Annotated in this window: 20 protein-coding genes and 1 pseudogene; 11 read left to right on the plus strand and 10 right to left on the minus strand. The window is 62.4% G+C overall.

The annotated features are described in order from the left end of the window. Positions 1–50: 50 nt before the first annotated feature. The 5 genes and pseudogenes from G3480_RS27610 to G3480_RS03800 all read left to right on the plus strand — a co-directional run. Positions 51–491: pseudogene (locus G3480_RS27610) on the plus strand (DEAD/DEAH box helicase family protein); the annotation flags it as partial. A gap of 144 nt (positions 492–635) precedes the next feature. After that, positions 636–1,547: an aldose epimerase family protein gene (locus tag G3480_RS03785; RefSeq protein WP_164652339.1), complete on the plus strand. Its 912-nt coding sequence runs from the start codon at positions 636–638 to the stop codon at positions 1,545–1,547. A 9-nt stretch (positions 1,548–1,556) separates the two neighbouring features. After that, positions 1,557–4,427: a bifunctional [glutamate--ammonia ligase]-adenylyl-L-tyrosine phosphorylase/[glutamate--ammonia-ligase] adenylyltransferase gene (gene glnE / locus G3480_RS03790; protein WP_164652340.1), complete on the plus strand. Its 2,871-nt coding sequence runs from the start codon at positions 1,557–1,559 to the stop codon at positions 4,425–4,427. A gap of 106 nt (positions 4,428–4,533) precedes the next feature. Continuing rightward, positions 4,534–5,457, plus strand: a complete 924-nt coding sequence (locus G3480_RS03795; protein WP_164652341.1) for a branched-chain amino acid transaminase — start codon at positions 4,534–4,536, stop codon at positions 5,455–5,457. Positions 5,458–5,515: 58 nt separating this feature from the next. Then, positions 5,516–5,710 carry a zinc-finger domain-containing protein gene (locus G3480_RS03800; RefSeq protein WP_164652342.1) on the plus strand — a complete coding sequence of 65 codons (195 nt, stop codon included), beginning with the start codon at positions 5,516–5,518 and terminating at the stop codon, positions 5,708–5,710. 131 nt (positions 5,711–5,841) lie between these two features. Here the strand turns inward: G3480_RS03800 and G3480_RS03805 are convergent, their stop codons facing one another. Beyond that, positions 5,842–6,810 carry an MBL fold metallo-hydrolase gene (locus tag G3480_RS03805; RefSeq protein ID WP_164652343.1) on the minus strand — a complete coding sequence of 323 codons (969 nt, stop codon included), beginning with the start codon at positions 6,808–6,810 and terminating at the stop codon, positions 5,842–5,844. 536 nt (positions 6,811–7,346) lie between these two features. On the opposite strand from G3480_RS03805, the gene G3480_RS03810 reads away from it, so the two are divergent. Beyond that, positions 7,347–8,135: a DUF2189 domain-containing protein gene (locus G3480_RS03810; protein WP_240905567.1), complete on the plus strand. Its 789-nt coding sequence runs from the start codon at positions 7,347–7,349 to the stop codon at positions 8,133–8,135. 251 nt (positions 8,136–8,386) lie between these two features. Here the strand turns inward: G3480_RS03810 and G3480_RS03815 are convergent, their stop codons facing one another. From G3480_RS03815 to G3480_RS03850, 8 genes are all read right to left on the minus strand, one after another. Continuing rightward, positions 8,387–9,052 carry a sulfotransferase family 2 domain-containing protein gene (locus tag G3480_RS03815; protein WP_164652344.1) on the minus strand — a complete coding sequence of 222 codons (666 nt, stop codon included), beginning with the start codon at positions 9,050–9,052 and terminating at the stop codon, positions 8,387–8,389. A gap of 140 nt (positions 9,053–9,192) precedes the next feature. After that, positions 9,193–10,170, minus strand: a complete 978-nt coding sequence (gene xerC / locus G3480_RS03820; RefSeq protein WP_164652345.1) for a tyrosine recombinase XerC — start codon at positions 10,168–10,170, stop codon at positions 9,193–9,195. Positions 10,171–10,180: 10 nt separating this feature from the next. Beyond that, positions 10,181–10,888 (minus strand): DUF484 family protein, encoded by a 708-nt coding sequence (locus G3480_RS03825; RefSeq protein WP_167752452.1) that lies wholly within the window; start codon positions 10,886–10,888, stop codon positions 10,181–10,183. A gap of 7 nt (positions 10,889–10,895) precedes the next feature. Beyond that, the gene (gene dapF / locus G3480_RS03830; protein WP_164652346.1) at positions 10,896–11,726 is read right to left on the minus strand and encodes a diaminopimelate epimerase; all 831 of its coding nucleotides are present in this window, start codon (positions 11,724–11,726) and stop codon (positions 10,896–10,898) included. Positions 11,727–11,766: 40 nt separating this feature from the next. Next, positions 11,767–12,441 (minus strand): class I SAM-dependent methyltransferase, encoded by a 675-nt coding sequence (locus G3480_RS03835; protein ID WP_164652347.1) that lies wholly within the window; start codon positions 12,439–12,441, stop codon positions 11,767–11,769. Further along, positions 12,438–13,685 carry a diaminopimelate decarboxylase gene (lysA, locus tag G3480_RS03840; protein ID WP_164652361.1) on the minus strand — a complete coding sequence of 416 codons (1,248 nt, stop codon included), beginning with the start codon at positions 13,683–13,685 and terminating at the stop codon, positions 12,438–12,440. Before lysA ends, G3480_RS03835 begins: the two co-directional genes overlap by 4 nt. 7 nt (positions 13,686–13,692) lie before the next feature. Beyond that, the gene (lptM, locus tag G3480_RS29415) at positions 13,693–13,950 is read right to left on the minus strand and encodes an LPS translocon maturation chaperone LptM (protein WP_420824605.1); all 258 of its coding nucleotides are present in this window, start codon (positions 13,948–13,950) and stop codon (positions 13,693–13,695) included. A gap of 66 nt (positions 13,951–14,016) precedes the next feature. Next, entirely contained in the window at positions 14,017–14,859 is an 843-nt protein-coding gene (locus tag G3480_RS03850) for an META domain-containing protein (RefSeq protein WP_164652349.1), read from the minus strand. 195 nt (positions 14,860–15,054) lie between these two features. Here G3480_RS03850 and G3480_RS03855 point away from each other — a divergent pair, with 195 nt between their 5' ends. The 5 genes from G3480_RS03855 (at position 15,055) to G3480_RS03875 (ending at position 23,157) form a co-directional block, all read left to right on the plus strand. Further along, on the plus strand, positions 15,055–19,134 hold the full coding sequence (locus G3480_RS03855) for a rhamnan synthesis F family protein (protein WP_164652350.1): 4,080 nt from the start codon (positions 15,055–15,057) through the stop codon (positions 19,132–19,134). Further along, positions 19,100–20,107 (plus strand): glycosyltransferase family 2 protein, encoded by a 1,008-nt coding sequence (locus G3480_RS03860; RefSeq protein WP_164652351.1) that lies wholly within the window; start codon positions 19,100–19,102, stop codon positions 20,105–20,107. The genes G3480_RS03855 and G3480_RS03860 overlap by 35 nt, the downstream gene beginning before the upstream one ends. A 130-nt stretch (positions 20,108–20,237) precedes the next feature. Next, the gene (locus tag G3480_RS03865; RefSeq protein ID WP_240905568.1) at positions 20,238–21,191 is read left to right on the plus strand and encodes a TolC family protein; all 954 of its coding nucleotides are present in this window, start codon (positions 20,238–20,240) and stop codon (positions 21,189–21,191) included. 31 nt (positions 21,192–21,222) lie between these two features. After that, positions 21,223–21,966 carry an efflux RND transporter periplasmic adaptor subunit gene (locus G3480_RS03870; protein WP_240905570.1) on the plus strand — a complete coding sequence of 248 codons (744 nt, stop codon included), beginning with the start codon at positions 21,223–21,225 and terminating at the stop codon, positions 21,964–21,966. Between the two features lie 57 nt (positions 21,967–22,023). Beyond that, the gene (locus G3480_RS03875) at positions 22,024–23,157 is read left to right on the plus strand and encodes a DegT/DnrJ/EryC1/StrS family aminotransferase (protein ID WP_164652353.1); all 1,134 of its coding nucleotides are present in this window, start codon (positions 22,024–22,026) and stop codon (positions 23,155–23,157) included. Between the two features lie 76 nt (positions 23,158–23,233). On the opposite strand, the gene G3480_RS27795 is transcribed toward G3480_RS03875, so the two are convergent. Continuing rightward, positions 23,234–23,431 (minus strand): hypothetical protein (locus G3480_RS27795; protein ID WP_206171480.1); only part of this gene is annotated, 198 nt, incomplete at its 5' end.

Raw genomic sequence — 23,431 nt, forward strand, 5'->3', positions numbered from 1 at the left:
ACATTGGGGCGATCCGCGCTTAGACTAACAGGCCAGGATTACGATATTACCAGCCTGTTGCCGTCAACCGCGCCATCAAGGTCATCGCCAAGGGGCAGCCGCGCGTGCTACGGGTCATGGCGACCGGAACCGGGAAGACCTATACCGCCTTTAAGATCATCTGGCGCCTGTGGAAGGTCAAGACCATCGTCTCTTGTGACGACCAGGACCATGCCGAGCGCATGCGCCAGGAGCTGGTGAAGATCATCCCGGCCGCGGCAAGCAACCGCCGCTCCGTGATGCGCATCACCGGCGACGACAACGAAGGCAAGGCCCAGCTTTCCTACTTCATCGACAACGACGAGGCTTATCCCGCCATCGCTACCACCTCCAAGCTGCTCACCACTGGGGTGGATGCCAAGACCTGCAAGCTCATCGTGCTGGATCAGCACATCAACTCCATGACCGAGTTCAAGCAGATCATTGGTCGTGGCAACCGCCTGCGCGAGGACTAGGTGCACCCTCCTTCGCAACGACCATCAGCTCGCGCGCCTAATTGGCTGAGGCCGCGCGGTTCGGCAAGTCAATATTCTCCAACGGAGCCGGTCAATGCGTGTCATTGATCGGGTGACCATCATTCATCTAAGGGAGCCAACGTGGATATCGACGCCTTGAATGCTGAGTTCGGCATTGCCGGGACCTTGCGCTTCGTCGAGGGGCGGAGCGGGTTTTTGATGATCGAGGTCGAAAACGCGCTGGCGACGGCGACGATCACGCCCTTTGGGGGGCAGGTTCTGCACTATCGTCCTCGTGAAGCGCCCGATGATCTGCTTTTCCTGAGCGATCAGGCGCATTTTACCGCTGGCAAGGAGAACAAAGGGGGGATTCCGATCTGCTGGCCCTGGTTCGGCCCTGATCCGGAGGGGCAGGGGAGGGCGACCCATGGCTTCATCCGCTGCTTGCCCTGGACGCTGCATGTCTGCGAGGAGCTTGAGGACGGCTCGACGCGGATTCACTTGGGGATCACGGACGATGAGGCGACGCGTGCGATCTGGCCCTTGCCTTTTGAGCTTGGGGTCGAGATCCTCGTCGGCTCGACCTTGGCGGTGACCCTCGTCAGTCGTAACAGGGGCGATCATCCCATGCGGATCACCCAGGGGCTGCATAGCTATTTCAAGGTGGGCGATGCGACACGGATTCGCGTGCTAGGGCTCGAGGGTTGTCGCTACATCGACAAGGCCAGGGGTGCGGGTGATGCGCGCATTGTGCAGGATGGTGCGATCACCGTCGGTGCCGAGGTCAATCGTATCTACGAGGCGGTTCCCGCGCGTCTCGCGATCGAGGATCCAGTGCTCGGTCGGCGTATCGGAATCGACACCCGGCACAGCCGCACCTGCGTGGTCTGGAATCCCTGGATCGAGACCTGCCGCGAGATGGAGGACTTGGGCGACGAGGACTATCGGCGCTTCATCTGCGTCGAGACCGTCAACACCGCCTCGGAAGTCATCGAGATTCCCCCGGGTCAAGAGGCCCGCATCGGCGCGGACTATCGTGTCGAATCGCTTTGAGTAGAGTCTATGACCGAGCAAAGCCGTTCTGATCTGCACCGTTCTGATCTGACTAACGACATCCACTGGCAGGCCTGGTGCGATTGGGCGTCCGCGGTGGGTGTCGCGATCCCCGCCTTGAGTGACTTCACCGCGGCGCGCGCCCGCGTTTGGGAGGCGAGCGAGTATGTCGCGATCTCGGTCGCACGCCATCCGGATGCGTTCGCGGAGCTGGTCGCGAGCGGCGATCTGGCGCGATCCTATGGCCCTGGCGAGCTGGCCGAGCGACTTCAGGGCGTGCTCGCAGAGGTGAGCGACGAGCCCGCGCTGCACAAGGCGCTGCGGCTGTTTCGCCGGCGCGAGATGGTGCGCATTATTTGGCGCGACATCGCGGGCACGGCGCCTTTGCCGGAGACCCTGGAGGACCTCTCCGAGCTGGCCGATGTCTGTATTCGCCAAGCGCTGGATCTGCTCTACGACTGGACCTGTGCCGAGATCGGCACGCCGCGCGATGCTGAGGGCCGGCCGCAACGCTTGGTCGTGCTCGGCATGGGTAAGCTCGGTGCGCGCGAACTCAATCTCAGCTCGGACATCGACCTGATCTTTGCCTTCGCGCACTCTGGCGAGGTCGAGGGCGGGCCGCGTTCACTGAGCAACCAGCAGTTCTTCGTTCGCCTGGGACAGCGGCTCGTGCAAGCCTTGGCGAACAAGACGGTCGACGGCTTTGTCTTCCGGGTGGACACGCGCCTGCGGCCGTTCGGCGATGTTGGTCCCTTGGCCATGAGCTTTCAGGCGATGGAGGACTACTACCAGTCTCAGGCGCGGGAGTGGGAGCGTTACGCTATGATCAAGGCGCGCCCCGTCGCCGGCGCCGCGGAGGACGTGGCCTCTCTCATGGAGATGCTGCGGCCCTTCGTCTACCGCCGCTATCTCGACTTCGGTGCCTTCGAGTCGCTGCGCGATCTCAAGCAGATGATCGCTAAGGAACTCCACCGGCGCGGCATGGACGCCAACATCAAGCTGGGGCCAGGCGGTATCCGCGAGATCGAGTTCATCGGCCAGGCGTTTCAGCTGGTCCGGGGCGGACGGGATGCGGATCTCCAGGTTCGGCCGATTCGTGAGGTTTTGGCCTTGCTCGCCGAGCGGGCGCTGTTGCCCGGAGACGCGGTGACCAAGCTGGATGCCGCCTATTGTTTCTTGCGTCTGGTCGAGAATCGGCTGCAGGCCCATCGCGACAAGCAAACCCATCGGCTGCCAGATGACGATCTCGGTCGTCTGCGCCTGGCCAGGTCCATGGGCTTTGCGGATTGGACGAGCTTCAGCGCCATTCTGAAAGCGCATCGGCGGTTGGTTCAAGCGCAGTTCGATGAGGTCTTTGCGGCACCGGCCGCCGAGAGCGATCCCTGTGAGACGGGGCTCAGCGCCGTCTGGCAGGGCGGGCACTCCGCAGACTACGATTTCAGCAAGCTGGAAGAGGCGGGCTTCGAGGATCCCTCGGCGGTGCGGACGCGCATCGAGCAGTTCCGCGATGGCACCGCGCGCAAGGGCCTCAGCAGTCGCGGCAGCGAGCGGCTGGCGCAGCTCATGCCTCAAGTGCTGCGTATCGTCGCCGGCAGCGACCACCCCGACCTTGCGCTGGAGCGTGTTCTGCGCGTCTTGGAGGCGGTCGCTCGACGGACCGCTTATCTGGCGATGCTCATTGAGCACCCGGTGATCCTGTCTCATCTCGCGCGTCTGGCAAGTATGAGTCCCTGGTTCACGGACCACATCGGTCGGCATCCCTTACTGCTCGACGAGATGATCGACCCACGGCGGCTCTACGCGCCATTGCGGCGCGAGGACCTGGAAGGCGAACTCGATGCGCTGCTGGCCTACGTGGATGCTGAAGATCTCGAGCAGCAGATGGAGCGGCTTCACCAGTTCGCTCAGGGGAACATGCTGCGGGTGGCCGCGGCGGATCTGACCGAGGTCATTCCGCTCATGGTGGTCAGCGATTACCTGACCGAGATCGCGGAGGTTGCCGTTGGTCGGGTGCTACGGCTGGCCTTCGATCACTTTGTCGCACGTCATGGCCGTCCGACCTCGATCACGGGCGAGGACACGGGGTTTCTGGTTTTGGGTTACGGCAAGCTTGGCGGGATCGAGCTGGGCTATGGCTCAGACCTGGATCTGGTCTTCCTGCATGGCACTGAATCCATTACAGCCATGACCGAGGGGCCGAAGGACATCAGCAACGAGCAGTTCTACGCGCGTCTCGGCCAACGCATTATCCATATGATGACGACCCAGACGGCCTCCGGCACGCTCTATGAGGTCGACATGCGGCTGCGTCCAGACGGCAACAAGGGCATGCTGGTGCGCTCGCTGCGCTCCTTTGCGGCCTATCAAGAGACCGACGCCTGGACCTGGGAGCATCAGGCCTTGGTGAGGGCTCGGCCGGTTGCGGGCGATGCTGCGCTGTTCGCGCCTTTTGCCGAGATCCGCCGGCAGGTGCTCTGTCGCGAGCGCGATCCGCAGCAGCTGCGCACCCAAGTGCGCGAGATGCGGCGCAAGATGCGTGACAGCCTGGACAAGACCCGCGACGGTCGCTTCGACCTCAAGCAGGGCGCCGGCGGTATTGCGGACATCGAGTTTATGGTTCAATACGCTGTCTTGCGCTGGGCGGCCGCACACCCTGAACTGACCGATTGGACGGACAATGTGCGACTGCTCGAGACGCTGGCGCGGCTCGATCTGCTGCCTGGCAAGGCCGCCGATGACCTCACTGAGGCCTACAAGGCTCTGCGTGCTGCCTATCATCGCAGCGCGCTGCAGGAGCAGCCGAAGACCATCCCCGTCGACCAGTTGGCTCCGGAGCGCGAGCGCGTGCAGTCATTGTGGCGCACCTTGATGGAAGATTGATGGCGTCCCCTTGGGGGGGCGGTGCAATCAGCGGCCCTGACCGGTGTGCGGCAATTTCAGATTCTATTCGGGATTGGGCACTGCCCGACCTTTGCGGAGTTGAAACATGGCGACGATGGCAGACCGTGATGGCCTCATTTGGCTGGACGGCGAGATGGTGCCTTGGCGTGAGGCCAAGATGCACGTTCTGACGCATACCCTGCACTATGGCATGGGTGTCTTCGAGGGGGTCAGGGCCTACCAGACCCACAAGGGTGCCGCCATTTTTCGCCTTGAGGAGCACACCGACCGCCTCTTCAACTCGGCGCATATCCTTGGGATGCGGATCCCCTGGGATCGCGAGACGCTGAATCAGGTTCAGCGCGACGTCGTGCGCGAGAACAAGCTGGAGTCCGCCTACCTTCGTCCCATGTGCTTCTACGGGCCTGAGGGCATGGGGCTGCGCGCGGATAACCTGGATGTCCACTGCATGGTGGCGGCTTGGTCCTGGGGCGCCTATCTCGGCGAGGACAACATGCGTAACGGTATCCGCATCAAGGTCTCGTCCTTCACCAGGCACCACGTCAACATCACCATGTGCCGGGCGAAGGCCAACGGCAACTATATGAACTCCATGATGGCGCTTCAGGAGGCCCTGCGCGACGGCTATGACGAGGCGCTGCTGCTGGATGCATCCGGTTACGTGATGGAGGGTAGCGGCGAGAATGTCTTCATCGTGCGCGATGGCGTGCTCTACACGCCGGATCTGACCTCCGCGCTCGACGGTATCACCCGTCGCACCGTCATGACCCTGTGCGACGAGATCGGTCTCCAGGTGGTGGAGAAGCGCATCACCCGCGACGAGGTCTATATCGCCGACGAGGCCTTCTTCACCGGGACTGCCGCCGAGGTCACGCCGATCCGCGAGGTCGATGGGCGTGCGATCGGCGCTGGAACGCGGGGTCCCATTACCGAGCGGCTGCAAAGCCTCTACTTCGATCAGGTCCACGGCCGTCGCGACCAGCATCCGGAGTGGCTCAGCCTGGTCTGAGGCTCAGGTTCCGCCTGTTCTTGATGTGATTAAGATTGTGGAGTAGGGAGGAGTCAAAATGTCAGAGGCAGCCGCCACTCAGACCCAAGAGGCACCGATTCAGGTTAGTCGTAAAGACCTGCCGCTGTCGTGCCCGATGCCCGGAGCCACCCTCTGGAGCATGCATCCGCGTGTCTATCTGCCGATCGAGGACGAGCCAAACAAGGAAGCGACCTGTCCATACTGCGGCGCGCGCTATGTCCTGACGGACTGAGCACGACTGGAGCGGCCAGCCTCCGGTCCTCATCATTCCAATCTCAGGCGCGCTCGGCGCGCCTGAGTCTTTCCGAACAGGCATTCCTCCCTGCGTCCCCTAAACCGGCTGACGCGGAAGCAGTGCTGGTTTCAGCCCGCAGCGCGCTTCTCTCGGCGTTTCAGCCAGACTTCTAGACCCTGCGCATTCAGCTCGGTATCGACCGCGAGCAGCTCCTGGATATGCCTGTCCTCGAGGTCCACACCCTGTGCTTGCGCGCTCGCGATCAGATGACTGGTGACGGCTGCCTTTAGCCGCGCCTGGCGCTGGTCGTCTGCCTTCCCTTCCTCGGCCAAGGCGATTTCGGCGAGGTCTGCGATGCTCTTGCGCAGGCCGTCGATCAGCTCTGCCGGACGATCCACGCGGCCATAGTGCGTTAGATACATCGCCTCCGGCTCATAGCTCATGAGCTTGTCCAGACTGCCTTGCCAAGACTCTGGGTCAAAGGCAACGGGCGTCGTTGGCGCGAACAGCCAAGGGCCTTTCGGGGTGTCGAATTCGCGGTAGGCGATGCCGAAGGTGTCGCCGGTAAAGAAGCCCTTGGTCTGCGCATCGAAGATGCAGCCGTGGTGGTTGGCGTGCCCGGGGGTGTCGAGGAATGTCAGAACACGGCCGTTGAGGTCGAAGGTCTGGCCATCTTGCGCGATGATCACGCGTTCCTCCGGCACTGGCAGCAACTCTCCGAAGTCCTTGGCGAAGCCCTCTTCGCCATAGACGGCCGTGGCACCGGCGATGAGCTTGCTGGGATCGATCATGTGAAGCGCGCCCTTGGGATGGATCACGAGACGCGCGGTCTGGCAGGCTTGCATCAGATTGCCCGAGCCGCCGGCATGGTCGAGGTGGACGTGTGTTGGTATGACGAAGTCGACGTGCGCCGGGGTTAGGCCGAGTGCCTCGATGACGCCGAGCAGACTTGGAAAGGTATTGGCTGTCCCGGTGTCGACGAAGGTGAGTCGGTCGCCGGAGCGCACGAGATAGCAAGCGGCGAGGCCATGGCGGTAGAGGCCAGTCTCAATACAGAAGATGCCGTCGGCGATCTCCTTGAAGGGGGCGTGGGACATGCTGTGGGACTCCAGGCAGTGTGCAGGGCCGCTGCGAGCGATTGAGCTTAGGCAGAGATGCCTGTCCCTGATCGTTTCGACTTGCGGGGCGAATCGGCGCCGCGCGTTGCATTGGCTGCTGCGTCTTCGAAAGAAGAGGCGAAGTCTAAACGATGGGCGTCCTTTCCGCAGGCGGCGGATGGGAGTGCTGTGCGAGTTTCCTCGGGGGAGCGCGTGCTTGGTCTGTTCAATGGCGCCATAAAAAATTTACATAATAAAGATTTACAAAAATCCTTGTTTCTCTTGCGTGGGCATCGAAAGTAAGCGAAGGTTGAAAGTTCGTGTGGCGGTGATCAAGCCTCTCTTGTTGTCTGCCGCATCACTTTTCTTGCGTCCTGATCCGCCGATAATGGCGCCCTCGGTGTCTCAATCACCCTCGGCTCGATAAGAAACTAAGGACAGGACCTTGGCATCCTTGGCTCGCTCGATTGGCTTGGGTGCTGTTTGCTCGCTTGTAGCTCGGTTCAAAATAAAAGCATTCTTAGGAGGATTTCGCGATGCAGCAGACTGCAACTGCCGGCCATATGGGGCCGGCGCAGGCTTTGCCTGTCGGTACCATTCAACTTGAGCATCCCTGGTCTTGGCTCCGTAAGGGTTGGGGTGACATCGTGGCAGCGCCGGGATACAGCTTGACCTACGGTTTTGGGATCGCCTTGCTGAGCGTCACCATGACGACCTTGATGATCCTGGGGAAGATGACCTTCATTATCCCTTTCTTGATCGCCGGCTTCTTTCTGATGGCGCCCTTGATGGCGATCGGGCTTTATCAAATGAGCGCGCATCTCGAGCGTGGAGAATCTCTGCAGCGCTGCCAGGCGCTAGAGGCATTCAAGCGCAATCAAGGGCAGCTCGGCATCGTTACTGGCATTCTGTTCGTCGTGCTGCAGGCGTGGTTGCTGACTTCGGTCGTGCTCGTTGTTCTCTTGTTCAATGACCCCTTCCCGACCTTCGAGCGATTCGTGCCGGTCGTCTTCTTGTCCGGGGAACACAACTTGGTGCTGCTCGCCTTGACCTTGGTCGGCGCGGCCTTCGCGGCCTTGGTCTTCTGTATGAGCGCCATTACCGTGCCTTTGCTCATGGATCGGCATGTGGACGCCCTGACCGCGATGCGCACGAGCATGCAGGCGGTCGTCAGCAACGTTCGCCCCATGGCGCTTTGGGCCGGGCTCATCGTGCTCATCGTCGGCGCCGGGATGGTGACTTTTTACCTTGGCCTCTTCCTGGCAATCCCCTTGGTCGGTCATGCGAGCTGGCATGCCTACCGTGATCTGGTCCCGCGCCCCTAGGCGCGACGGCCTCGATCATCCCTCGGTCTAACCGCACGGCCGGTGGGAGCGGCGCCCCGCCGCGATCGCGCGCCCTTCGCGACGGGGCGCCGCTCCCACGTCGTTTTGCCTCAAGGATGCAGGGTGCGGACTCAAGCGACTGGGCGGTCGGATGATCGACGCCGGCGCGACTGACCGTTCTTAGAAATCTGCCCCAGGAATCTGCCCCTTGGTTTTCGTGTCGCCCTGGAGGGCGACACCCATAGCTGGCGTCAGTCAGGCGGATCGAATCCGTAGCCCAACATCTCGATATCCCGTGCGAAATAGTCTGCCACCAGCTCTGCCGTCGCGTCCCTGTAGTAGCTTCGATAGTCCTTTTGGCGGTCTTTGGCCTGTCTGGCGTGCGGTAGTCCTGGAGGGGGGATGCCGATCTTCGTACAGATCTCCACGAAATCCGCGTGCAGCCGTTCGTAGCGCCCGATGTAGTCGACGACAATCTTCCCGCTCAAGTCGATGAGATAGTCCGTCTGGGGCGTGATGGAGGTGTCCACGTGGTATTGGTAGGGGCGCTCGGGGTCGAGCTTCCAGCGCAGGAAGTCCTCGAAGTTTTGGTGACCTCCCAGGTAGTGCGGGCGTTCGCGTCGAATGTGATGAAAGGAACTGACCTGCAAGTCCCAGGGATTGCGGACGAAGGCAAATTTGAACAGGGTGTCGAAATACTCTTTTGGCAACAGCTCTTTCGCGGCCACGACCTTGGCGTGCCGCGGCAGCTTGCTGGCGATGCGATGCCCGCTGAGGTGGCTGAGCCGACTGCACAGAAACATCGGGTAATACCAGGGGTCGCGCCAGCGCAGGCGCTCGAGTGCAGCACGCACGCTGGTCCCGCCGGTCTTGGCGATGTGGACGAAGAGAAAGCTGTACTTAGGAGAAAGCAGCACTGGATGGAAACTCTGGAGTCTTGATAGAGACGGCATCCTTGCCGGATGCGGCATTGATTCGGGACGACATGGATGGGTGGCGGGAGTCTAGTGGGTCGCTGGCCTTGGATTATCCGAGGAGCGCCTTCAACGCCGTCCATTTATCTCTGTTCATCACTCTTGCTTTCTGCGTCACTTGTCTCTTTGGTCTGGCTTTCAGAAGTCTTGTTGCGCTTGCTTTGCTTCCTGGCCCTTGGATGCGCCTGGTCATAGACCTGCGCCAGGTGCTGAAAGTCGAGATGGGTATAAATCTGGGTGGTGCCGATATCGGCATGGCCGAGCAGCTCTTGCACGGCTCTTAGGTCGCCGGATGACTCCAGCAGGTGCGTGGCAAAGCTATGCCTGAGCTGGTGTGGGTGCAGCCCTTGCCCTGCTCCCTGCTGCTCGGCCCAGTGCGTCAAGCGCTGCTGGACCGTGCGCGGATGGATGCGGCGTCCCCGGCTGCTGACGAAGAGGGCTGGTTCGCCGATCGTCGCCAGGAGGCCGCGTACCTTTAGCCAGCGATCGATGGCTGCGCGTGCCTTGCGTCCGACCGGGACGCGACGGGTCTTGGCGCCCTTTCCGACGACTGAAAGTTCGCCGTCGGCCATGTCGATGTCGCCCAGGTTCACCGAGATGAGTTCGGCAAGCCGGAGCCCCGAGGAGTAGAAAAGTTCGATCATGGCCGTGTCGCGGATGACGAGGGGATCGTCCTCCGTGCGCTCGAGCAAGGCGCACAACTGGTCTGCTTCCAGGGTCGCCGGAAGCTTGCGTGGGCTCTTGGGCGCGCGCACGCCGATGGCTGGATTCGCTGTCGCGCGGTCCTCGCGCAGCAGCCAGCGGTAATAGCTGCGTAGACTCGAAAGCTCGCGCTGGAGGGTCTTTCCGGAGGCGCCGTTGCGATGTCGCCAGGCGACATATTGGCGCACGGCTTGTTCATCGAGTCGGTCGAGCGATGCGCTGCCGTGTTCACTTCCCCAAGCAGCAACGCGCTCGAGGTCGCGACGGTAGTTCTTGGTCGTGTGATCCGAGAGTCTGCGCTCGTGAGCGAGATGCACGATGAAGGGCTCGATGAGACCCCTTGCATCCTGATCGCTCATGATGGGGTGATCAGGACCGGCCGCAATGATCCAGCGGGATGTTCCTGAGCTTGTGGCTGACGATCTCGCCGAGTCGATCGAGAAAGTCCGTGCCCATATCCGGATGAAAACGCTCGGGGTCCTCGCTGCCGATCGCGAGGACGCCTGACTTGCCGTCGGCATTGATGGGCACCAAGGCTGCTGCTCTGACTCTGTTGATCTCCGTTGCGCCGAACAGCATCCGGGCCTTGGTCTCATCCAGAGGACCGCACAATGTGTGCTCCCGATCGATGAATTCGCGGAAGGCAGTGGTGAGCGGGTCTTCTTGTCCATCGGCCTTGGTGCCGAGCGGGAAAAGCTTGAGAGTGACCATCTCGGCGTTGAATTCGCGTAGCATGGCCTCGCGCAGCAGGGCGCAGAGGTGCTCCGAGTCGCTGACAGACATCAGGTGCAGGGTGAGATTGTGCAGACGGGCGGAGAGTTCTTCGTATTCGCGGGCGCGGGAGATCAAATGCGCCAGCCGGTTTCGCTCGGATTCCAGCTGTTTGCGCAAGACGCGGATCTGGTGCTCGATCAAAGAGACGGCGCCCTCTCCGACGAGATGGGGTACCTGTATCGCGGCCAAGATGTCGGTGTTGTGCGCGAAGAAGTCTGGATGACTGATCAGATATTCTGCGACGCGCTTTTCGAGGTCTAGGTCCTCGATTGTGGCTTGCTGGGCCTGCGAACTGTTCACCATACTCCCCTCATCGCTCGATCTCCCCCTCGAATACAGGTATTGCCGGACCCGTCATCCAGACGCTGTGGGCCGGGCCGCGCCACTCTATCATAAGATCGCCGCCGCGCAGGCTGACCCGAGTGCGCGTGGTCAGCTGTCCGCGCAACTGGCCGCTGACAACGGCCGCGCAGGCGCCGGTCCCGCAGGCGAGCGTCTCTCCCGCGCCTCGCTCATAGACCCGCAGCCGGACATGCTGAGGCGACAAGATCTGCATGAAGCCGACGTTGACACGTTGCGGAAAGCGCGGATGCGATTCGAGCAGGGGGCCCAGCTCCGCGACTGGCGCGCTGTCCAGGTCGTCAATCATGAGCACGGCATGCGGGTTGCCCATGGAGACTGCGCCGATCAGGCATCGCTGGCCGTCGACAGTGATTTCATAAGTGTCGGCCTCTGAATCAGCAAGAAAGGGGATACGCTCGGGGCGCAGCTCGGGCCGGCCCATGTCGACGCGGACCTGCCCGTCCGCTTCCATGTAGAGCCGAATCTTGCCTGCGGCCGTGCCGACCGGGATCTCGTCCTTGTCCGTGAGTCCTTGGTCGCGCACGAATCGGGCGAAGCAGCGCGCGCCGTTGCCGCATTGCTCGACCTCGGATCCATCGGCGTTGAAGATGCGATAGTGGAAGTCCGTTTCGGGCAGTCGCGGCGGTTCGACGAGCAAGATCTGGTCGCAGCCGATCCCGAAGCGACGGTCGGCGTAGTGCCTTGCGGTCTCGGGCGTCAGCTCGACCTTTTGGCGAATGGCGTCGAAGACGACGAAATCGTTGCCGAGGCCCTGCATCTTGGTGAAGCGCAGCTTCATCGGGGCGCACTTGGAGGTTGGGGGTGCTGCACGGTCGAGATCATCCGGGCAGGCGCCCCATGACCGCCAGGTGGCGGTCGCTGACGACCTTGACCTCGAGCGCGCTCTCGAGTCCGGCTGCGGCGAGCTGCGCGGTCACCTCGGCAGGCTCGAACGCCGCGAAGAGCGAGTTGCGGAAATCCGTCCGCAGCACCTCTGACTCGTTGCGCGTGTAGGTTTCCACCAAGGCCTCGGCCCAGCCGGCGGAGGCGGGCCGCATCAGGTCCATGATGAGGACGATGGCGCCCGCAGTGGAGGTCTCCTTGACAGTCCGCCACAGCACCTGAGGGTCGTGAAGGTGGTGGAGCAGACTGTTGGATAGGACGAAGTCGTAGTGTGCCTGCGGCAGCTGCCCCGAGGGGATGCTGTCGCAGATCAGACGACAGCGCTGCGCGATGCCGGGGAGCCGGTCCAGCTCGGCTTGCGCCAGGTCCAGCATCGGCTGAGAGCCATCCACCGCATCGCAGCTTGCCTTGGGGTAGGTGCGCAGGAAGCGGATGACGATGTCGGCGGGCCCACAGCCAAGGTCGAGCGCGCGGGCACCGTCCACCGAACCAGGGGACAGTTGTTTCAGGAGATCGATGAAGAGACTGTTGGACTCATTGAAGTCGGCGGCCGCGTAGGCCGCTGCCTGCTCATCGGTGTCCATCAGCTCGGGCTCGAGGCGCCGCTTCATGGCAGCTGATGCTCTCCAGCGAAGAGGCTGGCAAGCGTCTCGCGCTCGCGGACCAGATAGGCTTGATCGCCGTCGACCATGACTTCGGCCGCGCGTGGGCGGCTATTGTAGTTGGAACTCATGGTGAAGCCGTAGGCGCCGCTGCCGCGCACGGCAACTAAGTCGCCCTCATTGAGTGCAAGTGTGCGGTCTTTTCCCAGGAAGTCCCCGGTTTCGCAGACCGGTCCGACCAGATCGTACCGCAGCGGATCCGCGTCGGTCTCTTGAACGACGCGGACGATGTCCTGGCTGGCCTGATAGAGGGCGGGGCGCAGCAGGTCGTTCATGGCCGCGTCCAGGATCGCGAAATGGCGATGGTCGTTGCTCTTGAGGTACTCCACCTTGGTCAAGAGGACGCCGGCGTTGCCGGCGATGGCGCGTCCCGGCTCGAGAATGACCTCGTAGGGGCGCTCGGCGAGCTGATAGCTGATCGCGGCGGCATAGGCCGCGGGCTCTGGCGGGTGCTCTTCGCGGTAGCGGATGCCGAGTCCCCCCCCCAAGTCGAGATGCTCGATGTGGATGCCGGAGGCGCAGAGCTGATCCGCCAGCTTGAGTACGCGTCCGATGGCGTCGATAAAGGGCGCGAGATCCGTGAGCTGCGAGCCGATGTGGCAGTCGATGCCCACCACACGTAGGTTGGGCATGGCGGCCGCCAGCGTATAGATGGACGCGGCTGAATGGATGTCGATGCCGAACTTATTCTCTTTCAGCCCGGTGGCGATATAGGGGTGAGTCTGGGCGTCGACGTCTGGATTCACGCGCAGCGAAATCGGCGCGCGGACGCCCATCTCGCCGGCGATGCGGTCGATCTGGAGCAGCTCGGGCTCGGACTCCACATTGAAGCAGCGAATGCCGACCTCCAAGGCCCGCCGAATCTCGTCTTGACGCTTTCCCACGCCCGAGAACACGACCTTACTCGGATCGCCCCCCGCCGCCAGCACGCGCTCCAGCTCACCGACCGAGACGATATCGAACCCGGAGCCCAGGCGGGCCAGGACGTTCAGCACCGCCAGGTTGGAGTTGGCCTTGACGGCGAAGCAGATCAGGTGGGGGTGGTCCTTGAACGCACGGTCGAAGGCGCGCCAATGGCGCTCGAGCGTTGCCCTGGAATAGACATAGCAGGGGGTGCCGAAGCGCTCGGCAATCTCTGGAAGGGGCACATCCTCTGCGTGGATGACGCCGTCGCGGTCGTTGAAGTAGTCCATAAGGTTGCTAGGGCGAGTCTTGTTGGGATTGCGGTGCGCCTTCATTGCCGCGCCCGCTGGATGCGGGAATGGCAGGGACATCCTCGCCGTTCGGGGCGGGAGTCGCTTCGGGCTGTTCGGGAAGATAGAGGTCTCCCTTTTGGCCGCAGGCATTGAGCATACTCAGGGCGCCGAGCGCGACGACGGTGAGTATGAAGAGCGTTCTGGCCCAGCAGAGCATGTAGCGCCTCGCAGCGGGAGATGATTCAAGCCGGCAAGTATACATTTCCCGTCGCGACTTGGCCGAGGCCGACTGGCGCTGCGGTCTTCATGGCTGCCTCTCCCTAATGAATCAGGGTGTGGCGGCTTGCGCCGACGAGGTTGCTTCCGAGGTGAATCGGGCCATAGGCTTGCCGTTCGCGTCCAGGATCGTCAGCTCCTGGCCTTGGAGCTGATAGCTGGCGGCTTGGGTTAAGGCCGCGGCGTAGCGTCCTGCCTGCTCGGCGCGCTCCGGTCCGCCTCGGCAGGCCATCCGGGTCGTTGCGATGGGACCGAAGGCGAGCGCGTCGCCACTGAGGCTGTAGCCGCTCATGTAGGCATTGCATCCATCGTGGCCGCTGAGCCGATCCTCGCCATCGAGCTTGAGGGTGATCTCGGAGCCTGGGATCGGCGTGGTCAGTGCAGCGCTTCCGTTGTCATAGCTTTCCAGCTTCCAGGTGTGCCCCGTCAGCGGTGTCCTTTGGGGCAGGCTGAAACGCAGCAGGACCTCGTCGGCGCTGTCGTGCAGTTCCAAGGTTGCGCCCTTGCGATGGACGGTTGCGACGCGGCGCAAGGCCTGAATGACGGCCTTCTCTTGCGCCATGAGCGGAGCCGGGCATCCCATCTGTGTTGCGGCGAGCCCCTTGCCGATCGTCAGGATCGAGCCGTCGAGCCTGTAGGAGCCGGTGATGCGATTGCAGCCGGTGGAGCCTGAGAAGCTTCCGTCTTGAAAGGAGAATCGGGGCGGCCGCGATTTCGGCCACACCTGGGAGAGTCCGTCGGCGCTGCGATAGTCGGTGAGCGTCCACCGCAGCCCTTCGAGCTGCACGGTGAAGGTGCTCGCGGGTGCTGGCGCGTCGGGCTCGGCCGCTGTCGCGGCAGCTGCAAGCGTGATGGCGAATATAGAAATCGCGAGTGTCGTCATTGTGCGTCGCATGCGTGCTCTCCTGAGCGTGAACTTCATAAGGGTTGTCGTTGCCGGCGGCATGGCCGAAATCGACCAGCTCGTGACTGGCGCGGCATCCGCCTCTGGAAGTCGTGGATGCTCGTCGCGCGCTTCCGTATCGCGTTATTGGTTGTCAAATGCGAGTCGTCCTCTAGAATTGCGTGTTTTGCCCGGGGTTCGATACCGATGCAAGACGTTGCGAGCGCCAGTCCGCTGGTCTCGATCATCATTCGCACCAAGGACAGGCGAGAGACCCTGCGATTCGCCCTGGATGCTTGCGTCGCCCAGAGCTATCGTCCCTTGGAGATCGTCCTCGTCAATGACGGCGGCTGTGATGTTGCCGATCTCTTGGCGCCGCTCGAGCGCCAAGTCGGCATCAGTGTCGCGCATCTGGTCAATGTCGCCAGCGAAGGGCGCTGCCGCGCGGGCAATGCCGGTCTCGAGCGCGCCACGGGCGACTATCTCATCTTTTTGGATGACGATGACTGGCTCGATCGCGATCATATTGCCGCCTTGGTGGCGGCGCTCAGGTCCGCGCCGAACACCATGGTCGCCTATGCGGGGGTGCGCTACTGCGAATCGCCTGAGTCCGAGGTCATCGATGTCCTCAATAGCCCCTATGATCCGGTTGCGCAACGGCTCGAGAATCATATCCCCATCCATGCGGTGCTCTTCAGTCGCCGACTGCTTGAGCTTGGCTGTCGGCTCGATGCGCAGCTCGAGGTCTTCGAGGACTGGGATTTCTGGCTGCAGTGCGCCGAGCACACGACCTTTCTGCATGTCGATCAGGTCTCGGCCGGGTATCGCGCCGGCGGGGCCTCGCAGGCTGGCTGGGGTCAGGATGCCGGGCAAGTGGCGCAAGCACGCCAGCAGCTCTTGGCGAAGTGGAAGCAGCGTTGGTCGGCACAGCAGCTGGACGAGGCGCTGCGCTTGCCCCAGGAGCGTCTGGGAAAGGCCATGGAGGCCCACCGTGACCTCCACGAAGCGCATGAAGCACTGCTCGAAGCCCATGAGCGCCTGAATCAGGACCATGAGAATCTCCATGCCGAGTTTCGGCATCGCGACCAAGCCTATCAGATCACCTCGGCCGCTTTGGCGGCGCTTCAGGAGCAGCACGCCGAGCTGATCTCCGTTCATCAGCGTCTCGACTCCGCGCATGCGGCGCTCGATCGGACTTGCCAAGATCAGCGTTTTGAGCTGGGTGAGCTGCAAGAGGCCTTCAAGCGGGCCGATTATCTCTATCAGGAGGCAGCAGAGGCCTATCGCGCGACACTGGCTTCGACGAGCTGGCGCGTCACCCTTCCCATCCGCTTGGTCAGCAAAGCGGCGCAGCACGCCAAGGCGCGTGGGCGTGCCATGCTGGGCCCCGTGCCTGCCCTTGTCGCCACGGCAGCGGATGCCGCGCGGATCAGCGGTGGTTGGCGGCGGCTTGGCGTGAAGCTGATGAAACGGGTCCAAGACGACGGGGTCGGCGGCTCCATTCGCCGGGTGCGCTTTCACATGCAGCGCCGAGCGCCCAGTTCGATGCCCTCTGTCGTGGTCAAAGACCGCCCTCCATACTGTCCCTCAGACATGCAAATGATGACGCTGCCGACGCTGCGTTGCGGCATCGTGGCGCATGTATTCTTCATCGATCTCTTCCCGGAGCTTTGCCGCTATCTGGCGCGGATGCCGGTGCCCTACCACTTGATGGTCTCGGTTGTGTCCGAGGCGGCGCGGGAAGCGGTGCTCGCTCAGCGTGACCTGCTCGGTGACAACGCCCATCTGACCCTGAAGGTGCTGCCGAACCGTGGCCGGGATATCGCCCCTTTGGTCGCTGGCTTTCGTGACGAGATCGCAGCGCTGGATATCGTCGGGCATGTCCATACCAAGAAGTCGAGCTACACCGGGTCGGCCCAGTTCGGGGATGATTGGCGGCGCTATCTGCTAGAGGCCATGCTCGGCGACCCCGCATCGGTCCGCGCCATGCTGGCTCAGTTTGCGGTGGACTCTTCGGTGGGCATCGTCTATCCGGAGACCTTTCCGGGACTCCCTTATTGGGCTCATACCTGGTTGTCCAATCGCGGGCAGGCCGATGTCTTGCTAAACCGCCTTGGATTTTCCGATATCGACTTCAGCCAATACATCGATTACCCGGCGGGCTCCATGTTTTGGGCGAGGACCGAGGCACTCAGGCCCTTGCTGGAGCTGGGATTCACGACCGCTGATTTCCCGCGAGAGACAGGGCAGACCGACAATACGCTGCACCACGCCATCGAGCGCTGTTTCCTGTTCTCTGCTAAAGCGGCCGGACTTTCGCGACGCTTTCAGTATTCTGAGCAGGGGCGTCATTGCTTCCGCTCTTACAGCCCCTTCGTGCTCGAGCAGTGTGTCCCGCACGCGCTGGGTGATCGGCTGCGCATGGGCTGTGCCGATGCATCGATACTCTCCTTCGATCTCTTCGATACGCTGATCTTGCGGCCTTTTGCGAGGCCAGAGGCGGTTTTCTGGATGCTCGAGGAGAAGATCGCGCGGGATTTCGATATCCCGGACTTCGCGGCTAAGCGCCGTCAGGCCGAGTCGATGCTCCGCGCAACGCTCGATCCCGGTCGAGATGTGGCTGTCGAGGACATCTATCGCGCCTTGGCGGAGCTTCTCGATTTGACTGCGGAGACCGCAGCCGCGCTGCGCGAGCTTGAGATCTCCACGGAGCAGTCGCTCTTCGCGGCGAGCCCCGTGGTCGCGCGCGAACTCTTGACGTTGAAGCGCAAGGGCCGGCGTCTGGTTCTGGTTTCGGACATGTATCTGGGCGCGTCTCATCTGAAACCTGTCTTGGAGCGCCTCGGGCTGAATGTTTTCGACCGCCTCTACGTTTCGGCCGATACTGGCTACCGCAAGGACAGGGGCGACGTCTGGGACTATCTTCTGGAGCAGGAAGGGGGCGAAAAGTCTCAGCTCCAGCATGTTGGCGACAATGAGCATTCGGATGTCCAGGTGCTGGTCGACCGCGGATTTCCGCACCCCGTGCATGTCATGCGACCGGCGGCGCTGCTGGGGGTCTTGCCCGGCGGGCAGGCCTTGATCCGCAACTTCAGGAGGCGTCCATCGTGGCGCAATGAGCTTCTGCTCGGCCTCATCGGGAACCGGATCAATCATCAGCTGACGACGGCGCCAGGGCCGATCCATCAGCCGTTTGCGGATCCGCGGGTCTTCGGCTATGGCGTCATTGGCCCCATCGTCTTTGTCGTTTTGGCCTGGCTGGTCGGGCGTCTGAGCGAGGACGGCGTGACATCGGCGCGCTTCCTCAGCCGCGAGGGCTGGCTGCTCGAGCGCCTCTATCGCATGATGCGGGCGCACCCGGCACTCGCGGACATGGCTTCAGCGCTGCCCGAGGGCAGCTATTTTTACTGCGCGCGCAGCGTGGTTGGGCTCGCGGCGATCCGCGAAGAAGCGGATCTGGATCTGCTGCTCACAGCGCACTATGACGGGACGCTGCGGCAGCTCTTGACCGCGCGTTTCGGGCTGACCGACCTCGACGCCATTTCCGCGCGTCTGGGAGAAGATCTGCTGGATCAGGTGTTCCGGCTCCCGGAAGATCACTTCAAGGTTCAAGGTCTCTTGAAGCGCTGTCTTCCGGAGATTTTGGCGGCGGCGGCCGATCTTCGGAAGTCGGTTCGCGACTATTGGCAGCGCGCTGGCTCAGATGCCGACGCGAATCCGGCGATCATCGACATCGGCTACTCTGGGACCATCCAACTGGCGCTGATGCAGGCCATCGAAGCGCCCCTTGCCGGTTATTACTTCGTCACCAACGCCTCCGCTGGGCGTGTGGTGGAGCGGGGCGGCCGCTGTGCCTCTTGTTTCGGCAACCTGCTGCCGCTGGAGCAGATGGACCAGGAGGCCATCCATCGTTATGCCTTGGTGCTGGAGGCGGTGCTGACCTCGCCGCAAGGTCAGTTGGCTGGTTTCGAGGCTCAGGGCGATACGCTGGAACCGCGCTTCAAGCCGGCTGGCTCCGCGCAGCACAATTTTTCGACCATCCAAGCGATCCATGACGGTGCCTTCGACCTCTGTCAGGATGTGCTCAAGGTCGCCGGAGCTGATGCGCTCCGGGGCGACTGGGATCTGGAGGCCGTATCCGGGCTGCTGCCACTCGTCGTTCACCGCACGCTCGATATCGGCGCGCTTTCCGCAGCGCTGGTGGTGGAAGACCAGTATTGTGGGAACCAGGAGCTAACCGTATTGGAATTCTATGATCGCCAGCGCGCAGTTTCGGATCGCACCTGAGTCACAGGCGGGTGCTGGCGTGGAGCGCGCCGGGGAGCGGGTCGCTGTCATCATCGTGGACTATCGAGCCGGCGAGCTGCTGACGGCTTGCCTCGAAGGCCTGTCCCGGCAAACGCGGCCGGCGGATCGGGTGATCGTCGTCGACAATGGCGGCGCTCAGTCCGCCTTGCCTGCGCCGCGGGGTTGCCCCGCGATCGAGCTGATTGATCCCGGCTACAACACAGGTTTCGCCGAGGGCAACAATCTTGCGCTCGCGCGGACGACTGACTGCGACTGGGTCGCTTTGTTGAATCCAGACGCTGTTCCGGATCCGGACTGGCTGGAGCAGCTCCTGCTGGCGTCGCGTCACTATCCAGGGTCGGCCGCGTTCGGCAGCCGCATGTACTCGGATGATGCGCGCACCCGCCTCGACGGGAGCGGCGATGTCATGCATGTGTCCGGCTTGGTCTGGCGTCGCGATCACGGTCGGCCGGCGCGGGGTCTGCGGCTGCGTGCCGATGAAGTCTTTTCACCCTGTGCGGCGGCGGCCTTGTATCGTCGGGATCTCTTGGCGCGCTTGGGTGGCTTCGACGAAGAGTTCTTTTGCTATGCGGAAGACGTGGATTTGGGGTTTCGGATTCGTCTGGCGGGCTATGTCTGTCGCTATGTCCCCCAAGCACAGGTGGTTCATCAGGGCTCGGCACTGACCGGGGTGCGCAGCGATTTCGCGCTCTATCATGGGCATCGCAATCTCCTGTGGCTCTTTGTCAAGAACATGCCGCTGCCGCTCTTGGTGGTGCTCCTGCCGGTCCATCTGCTGATGCACCTGGTCGTTGTGCTCCGCTATCTCCCAGAGGGTCGCGCGGCTGTGCTCATCAAGGCCAAGCGGGATGCGCTGTCGGGCCTTGCGCGCAACTGGCGCAAGCGGCGCAGGATTCAACGCCAGCGGCGCGTCGGTATGCTGAGTCTGCTGAGGGCGATGTCACTATGGTGATGGTTTTCGCGGCGGTCCGATCCGTGGTATACCCGGCATCGCTGTTTACGACACCACCTCGGCGGTTCAGACCGAGCTTCGTTTTCGCAGACATCTGCTGAACCGAGCGGACATGCATCCAAGGGGCTAGATGAAGCCGACCTTATCTCGACTCATGATGGCGGTGTTTCTTGCGCCTGGTCTCGTCATTGCCAGTGTTGCCGACGCCTTGCCCGATCCTCTGACGTTGGAGCGCGCCCTTCAAGAACTGCAGCGCCATCCACGAGCGGACGCAAGCGTGCCCATCCCGCGTCGCCCATCGCTCTACCTGGATTGCCGTCAGCTTGCCTTCTCCAATAGCCAGCTCTCGGACAACAATGCGCTTGCGATCGATGATGTGGTGGTCGGACCGCTTGGAGCCCAGCGTTTAGAGGTCATCAAGCGCTTTTTCGATGTGTTGTTGGCCGACTTTAGTTTCGCGACGGAGAGCGAGGCCATGGCGGTTGCCTACGTGCAATACGATCGCGCTTCAGCGCGCCGTGAACTCGGGCAGCTGTCCGAACTGCATGTCGCGGAACTGGAGGCGGTCTACCAGGATCTGCTGCATCGCCGTGTGGCGAGCGAGGCGAGTCAGCAGCTAGCGCGATCCCTGCTGGCCCAGGCCATGGCGGCGGATGAGCTGCCGCGCAACCTGACGCCGCCGCGTCTCCCGGAGATCCCCGATGACTTGCCGGCGCGGGAGGTTTGGCTCGCACAAGTCGATCGTCATGCGCCCGATAGTGCGCCCGCGGATGCCTCGGCGACCAGCGAAGCGGTGCTGGCGGAGCGACGGCAGCAGGTCAATGAACTCTTGCTCAGGTTGCGTGTCTTGGGCGCGGCCCAGCAAAGCGTCCGTGTCGAATCCGCTTGGCGCGACCTCAAGCTTGACCAAAGTCGCACCCTTTATGAGCTTGAGGTAACGGCCGACCTGGGCTACTCAATGAGTCAGCAGACGCGGACGCGGATGCGAGAGCAACGCATCGGCTACTGTCGAGCGCTGGCTTGGGCCGAGCTACATGAGCTGATCGGTCAACCGCTTTGGATCGCAGATACGGAGAGCCCCTAGATCAATGTACGCGCGGCTGTTGATTGCTTCTTTGCTTCTCTTGACCCTGGCGCCGGCGCAGGCCGCTGAGGTCCTTAAGGGATGGCTCGAGTGGGTCCACGAGGTGGAGATGCGGGTCGTCGAGAACGGCGTCGTCGAGGACGTCGCCGTCAGCGCCGGCGAGCAGGTGAAAGAGGGCGATCTCTTGCTACGCATGGACCAGCGGGAAGCCAAGGCTCATCTTCTCGAGACCCGTGCTCGGGTTGCGCGCGCGCGCGTTGCCAGCGAGAAGGCGCAGCGCGAGTCCGACCGCAGCCAGGAACTCTTCGATCGTGGGCTGATCGCCATTGAAGAGCTGAAGGACGCGGAGCTTTTGCTGGCGGCTGCCAATGCCGAAGAAGCGGCGGCCAAGGCGGCCGAAGCGGCGGCAGACGTCGCCTTGGAACGCACCGAGCTTCGAGCCCCGTTTGACGGCATCGTTGTCGCGCGTAATGTCTGGAAGGGGGCGGTCATCTACAAGACCCTGCAGCAGGAACCGCTGATCGTTGTCGCGCCGAACGACCGCATGCTGGCAAGGGCACTGGTGACGGCCAATGTGCTCCGGCGCTACCAAACCGGAGATAAGGTTCGCGTCAAGGTAGGCGATTCCACGCGTGCTGGCAGCGTCTATAGTCTTGGTGTTCAGTCCGTGCGCGTCGAGCTTGAGGGCGCTGTCTACTATCTGGACATCATCTTCGATACGAAGGCCAATGAAGTACTGCGTCCTTCTGAAACGGTGCAGATCTTGTTTCCCTGAGCGAACGTCCTTCCAAGTCCGAATATGGCGGCACTTTGACCGCTAAGGCGAATTTGAATGCAATTTATCGATTTGAAAGCACAGTATGGGCGGATCGAGTCCGAGGTAAAGGCGCGGATCGAGGCCGTCCTGAGTCACGGGCAATTCATCATGGGGCCAGAGGTCAACGAGCTTGAGGAACGGCTCGCCGACTTTGTCGGGGCTCGACACTGCGTCGGTATGTCCAGCGGAACGGACGCGCTGCTTGCCGCCATGATGGCTTTGGAGATCGGTCGCGGCGACGAGGTCGTCACCACGCCTTTTACCTTTATCGCAACGGGCGAGATGATCGCGCTGCTTGGGGCTCGTCCTGTTTTCGTCGATATTGATCCTGTGACCTACAACATGGATCCGGCCAAGCTGGAAGACGCCATCACGGGGCGCACGCGGGCGATCATGCCGGTCTCGCTCTATGGCCAATGTGCCGACATGGATGCGATCAACGTCGTTGCTGAACGCCATCATTTGCCGGTCATCGAAGACGCCGCGCAGAGTTTTGGGGCGAGCTATAAGGGGCGTCGCTCATGCGCCCTATCCAAGATCGCCTGCACCTCCTTCTTTCCATCCAAGCCGCTGGGGGCTTATGGAGATGCCGGTGCCTGCTTTACTGACGATGACGCGCTCGCCAAGGCACTGCGCGAAATCCGCAATCACGGCCAGGATCGGCGCTACCATCACCCGCGCATTGGCTTGAATGCGCGATTGGATACCATGCAGGCTGCGGTGCTGTTAGCGAAGTTGGATATCTTCGCGGACGAGGTCGAGTCCCGATCACGGCTTGGGAGTCGTTACACCGAACTGCTCAAGGCGCGGGGTGCTGGCTCGACAGAGGACGGTGGCGATGCGGTTCTAACGCCCTTCGTGCTTGCGGACAATGTGTCCGTATTCGCGCAGTACACCCTTCAGGTTCCCGACCGCGACAGCGTTGCGCAGAAGCTGAGCGCGGCCGGCGTGCCCACCGCAGTCCACTATCCGGTGCCCTTGAACGACCAGCCGGTCTTTCATGTCGGCCTTCCGGGTGAGGAAACACCCGTGAGCGCGCGCGTCGCCCAACGCGTGATCAGTCTGCCCATGCACCCCTATCTGAGCGAGGAGACCCAGGTCGAGGTGGTCGATGCGGTCGTCAGTGCGACCGGGTTGGCAGAATCCTAGGATTGACTGAGCGCGTCGACGGCCTTTGTGTCCTTCGGCTCATAGGATTCGGTGGGACTTTGCGAGCCCCGAAATATCATTCATGCGTAGAACCGCGGGCGTTTTGGCGCGGTTGTTTCGATAAGGTGAAATTTAGCCCTTGACGCCCGTTCATGAGGCTGTAGAATGCGCGGCTCCTCAGGGACAGGGGGGGGTGATTGAGTTTAGTGGCGCTGAAGTTTGGAGTGTTGCTGAGCGGCGAGCTGCAAAAGGAGTTGACGCCGACCTGATTTAC

It is taken from the genome of Thiorhodococcus mannitoliphagus (genome assembly GCF_010915725.1).
GTDB lineage: Bacteria > Pseudomonadota > Gammaproteobacteria > Chromatiales > Chromatiaceae > Thiorhodococcus > Thiorhodococcus mannitoliphagus.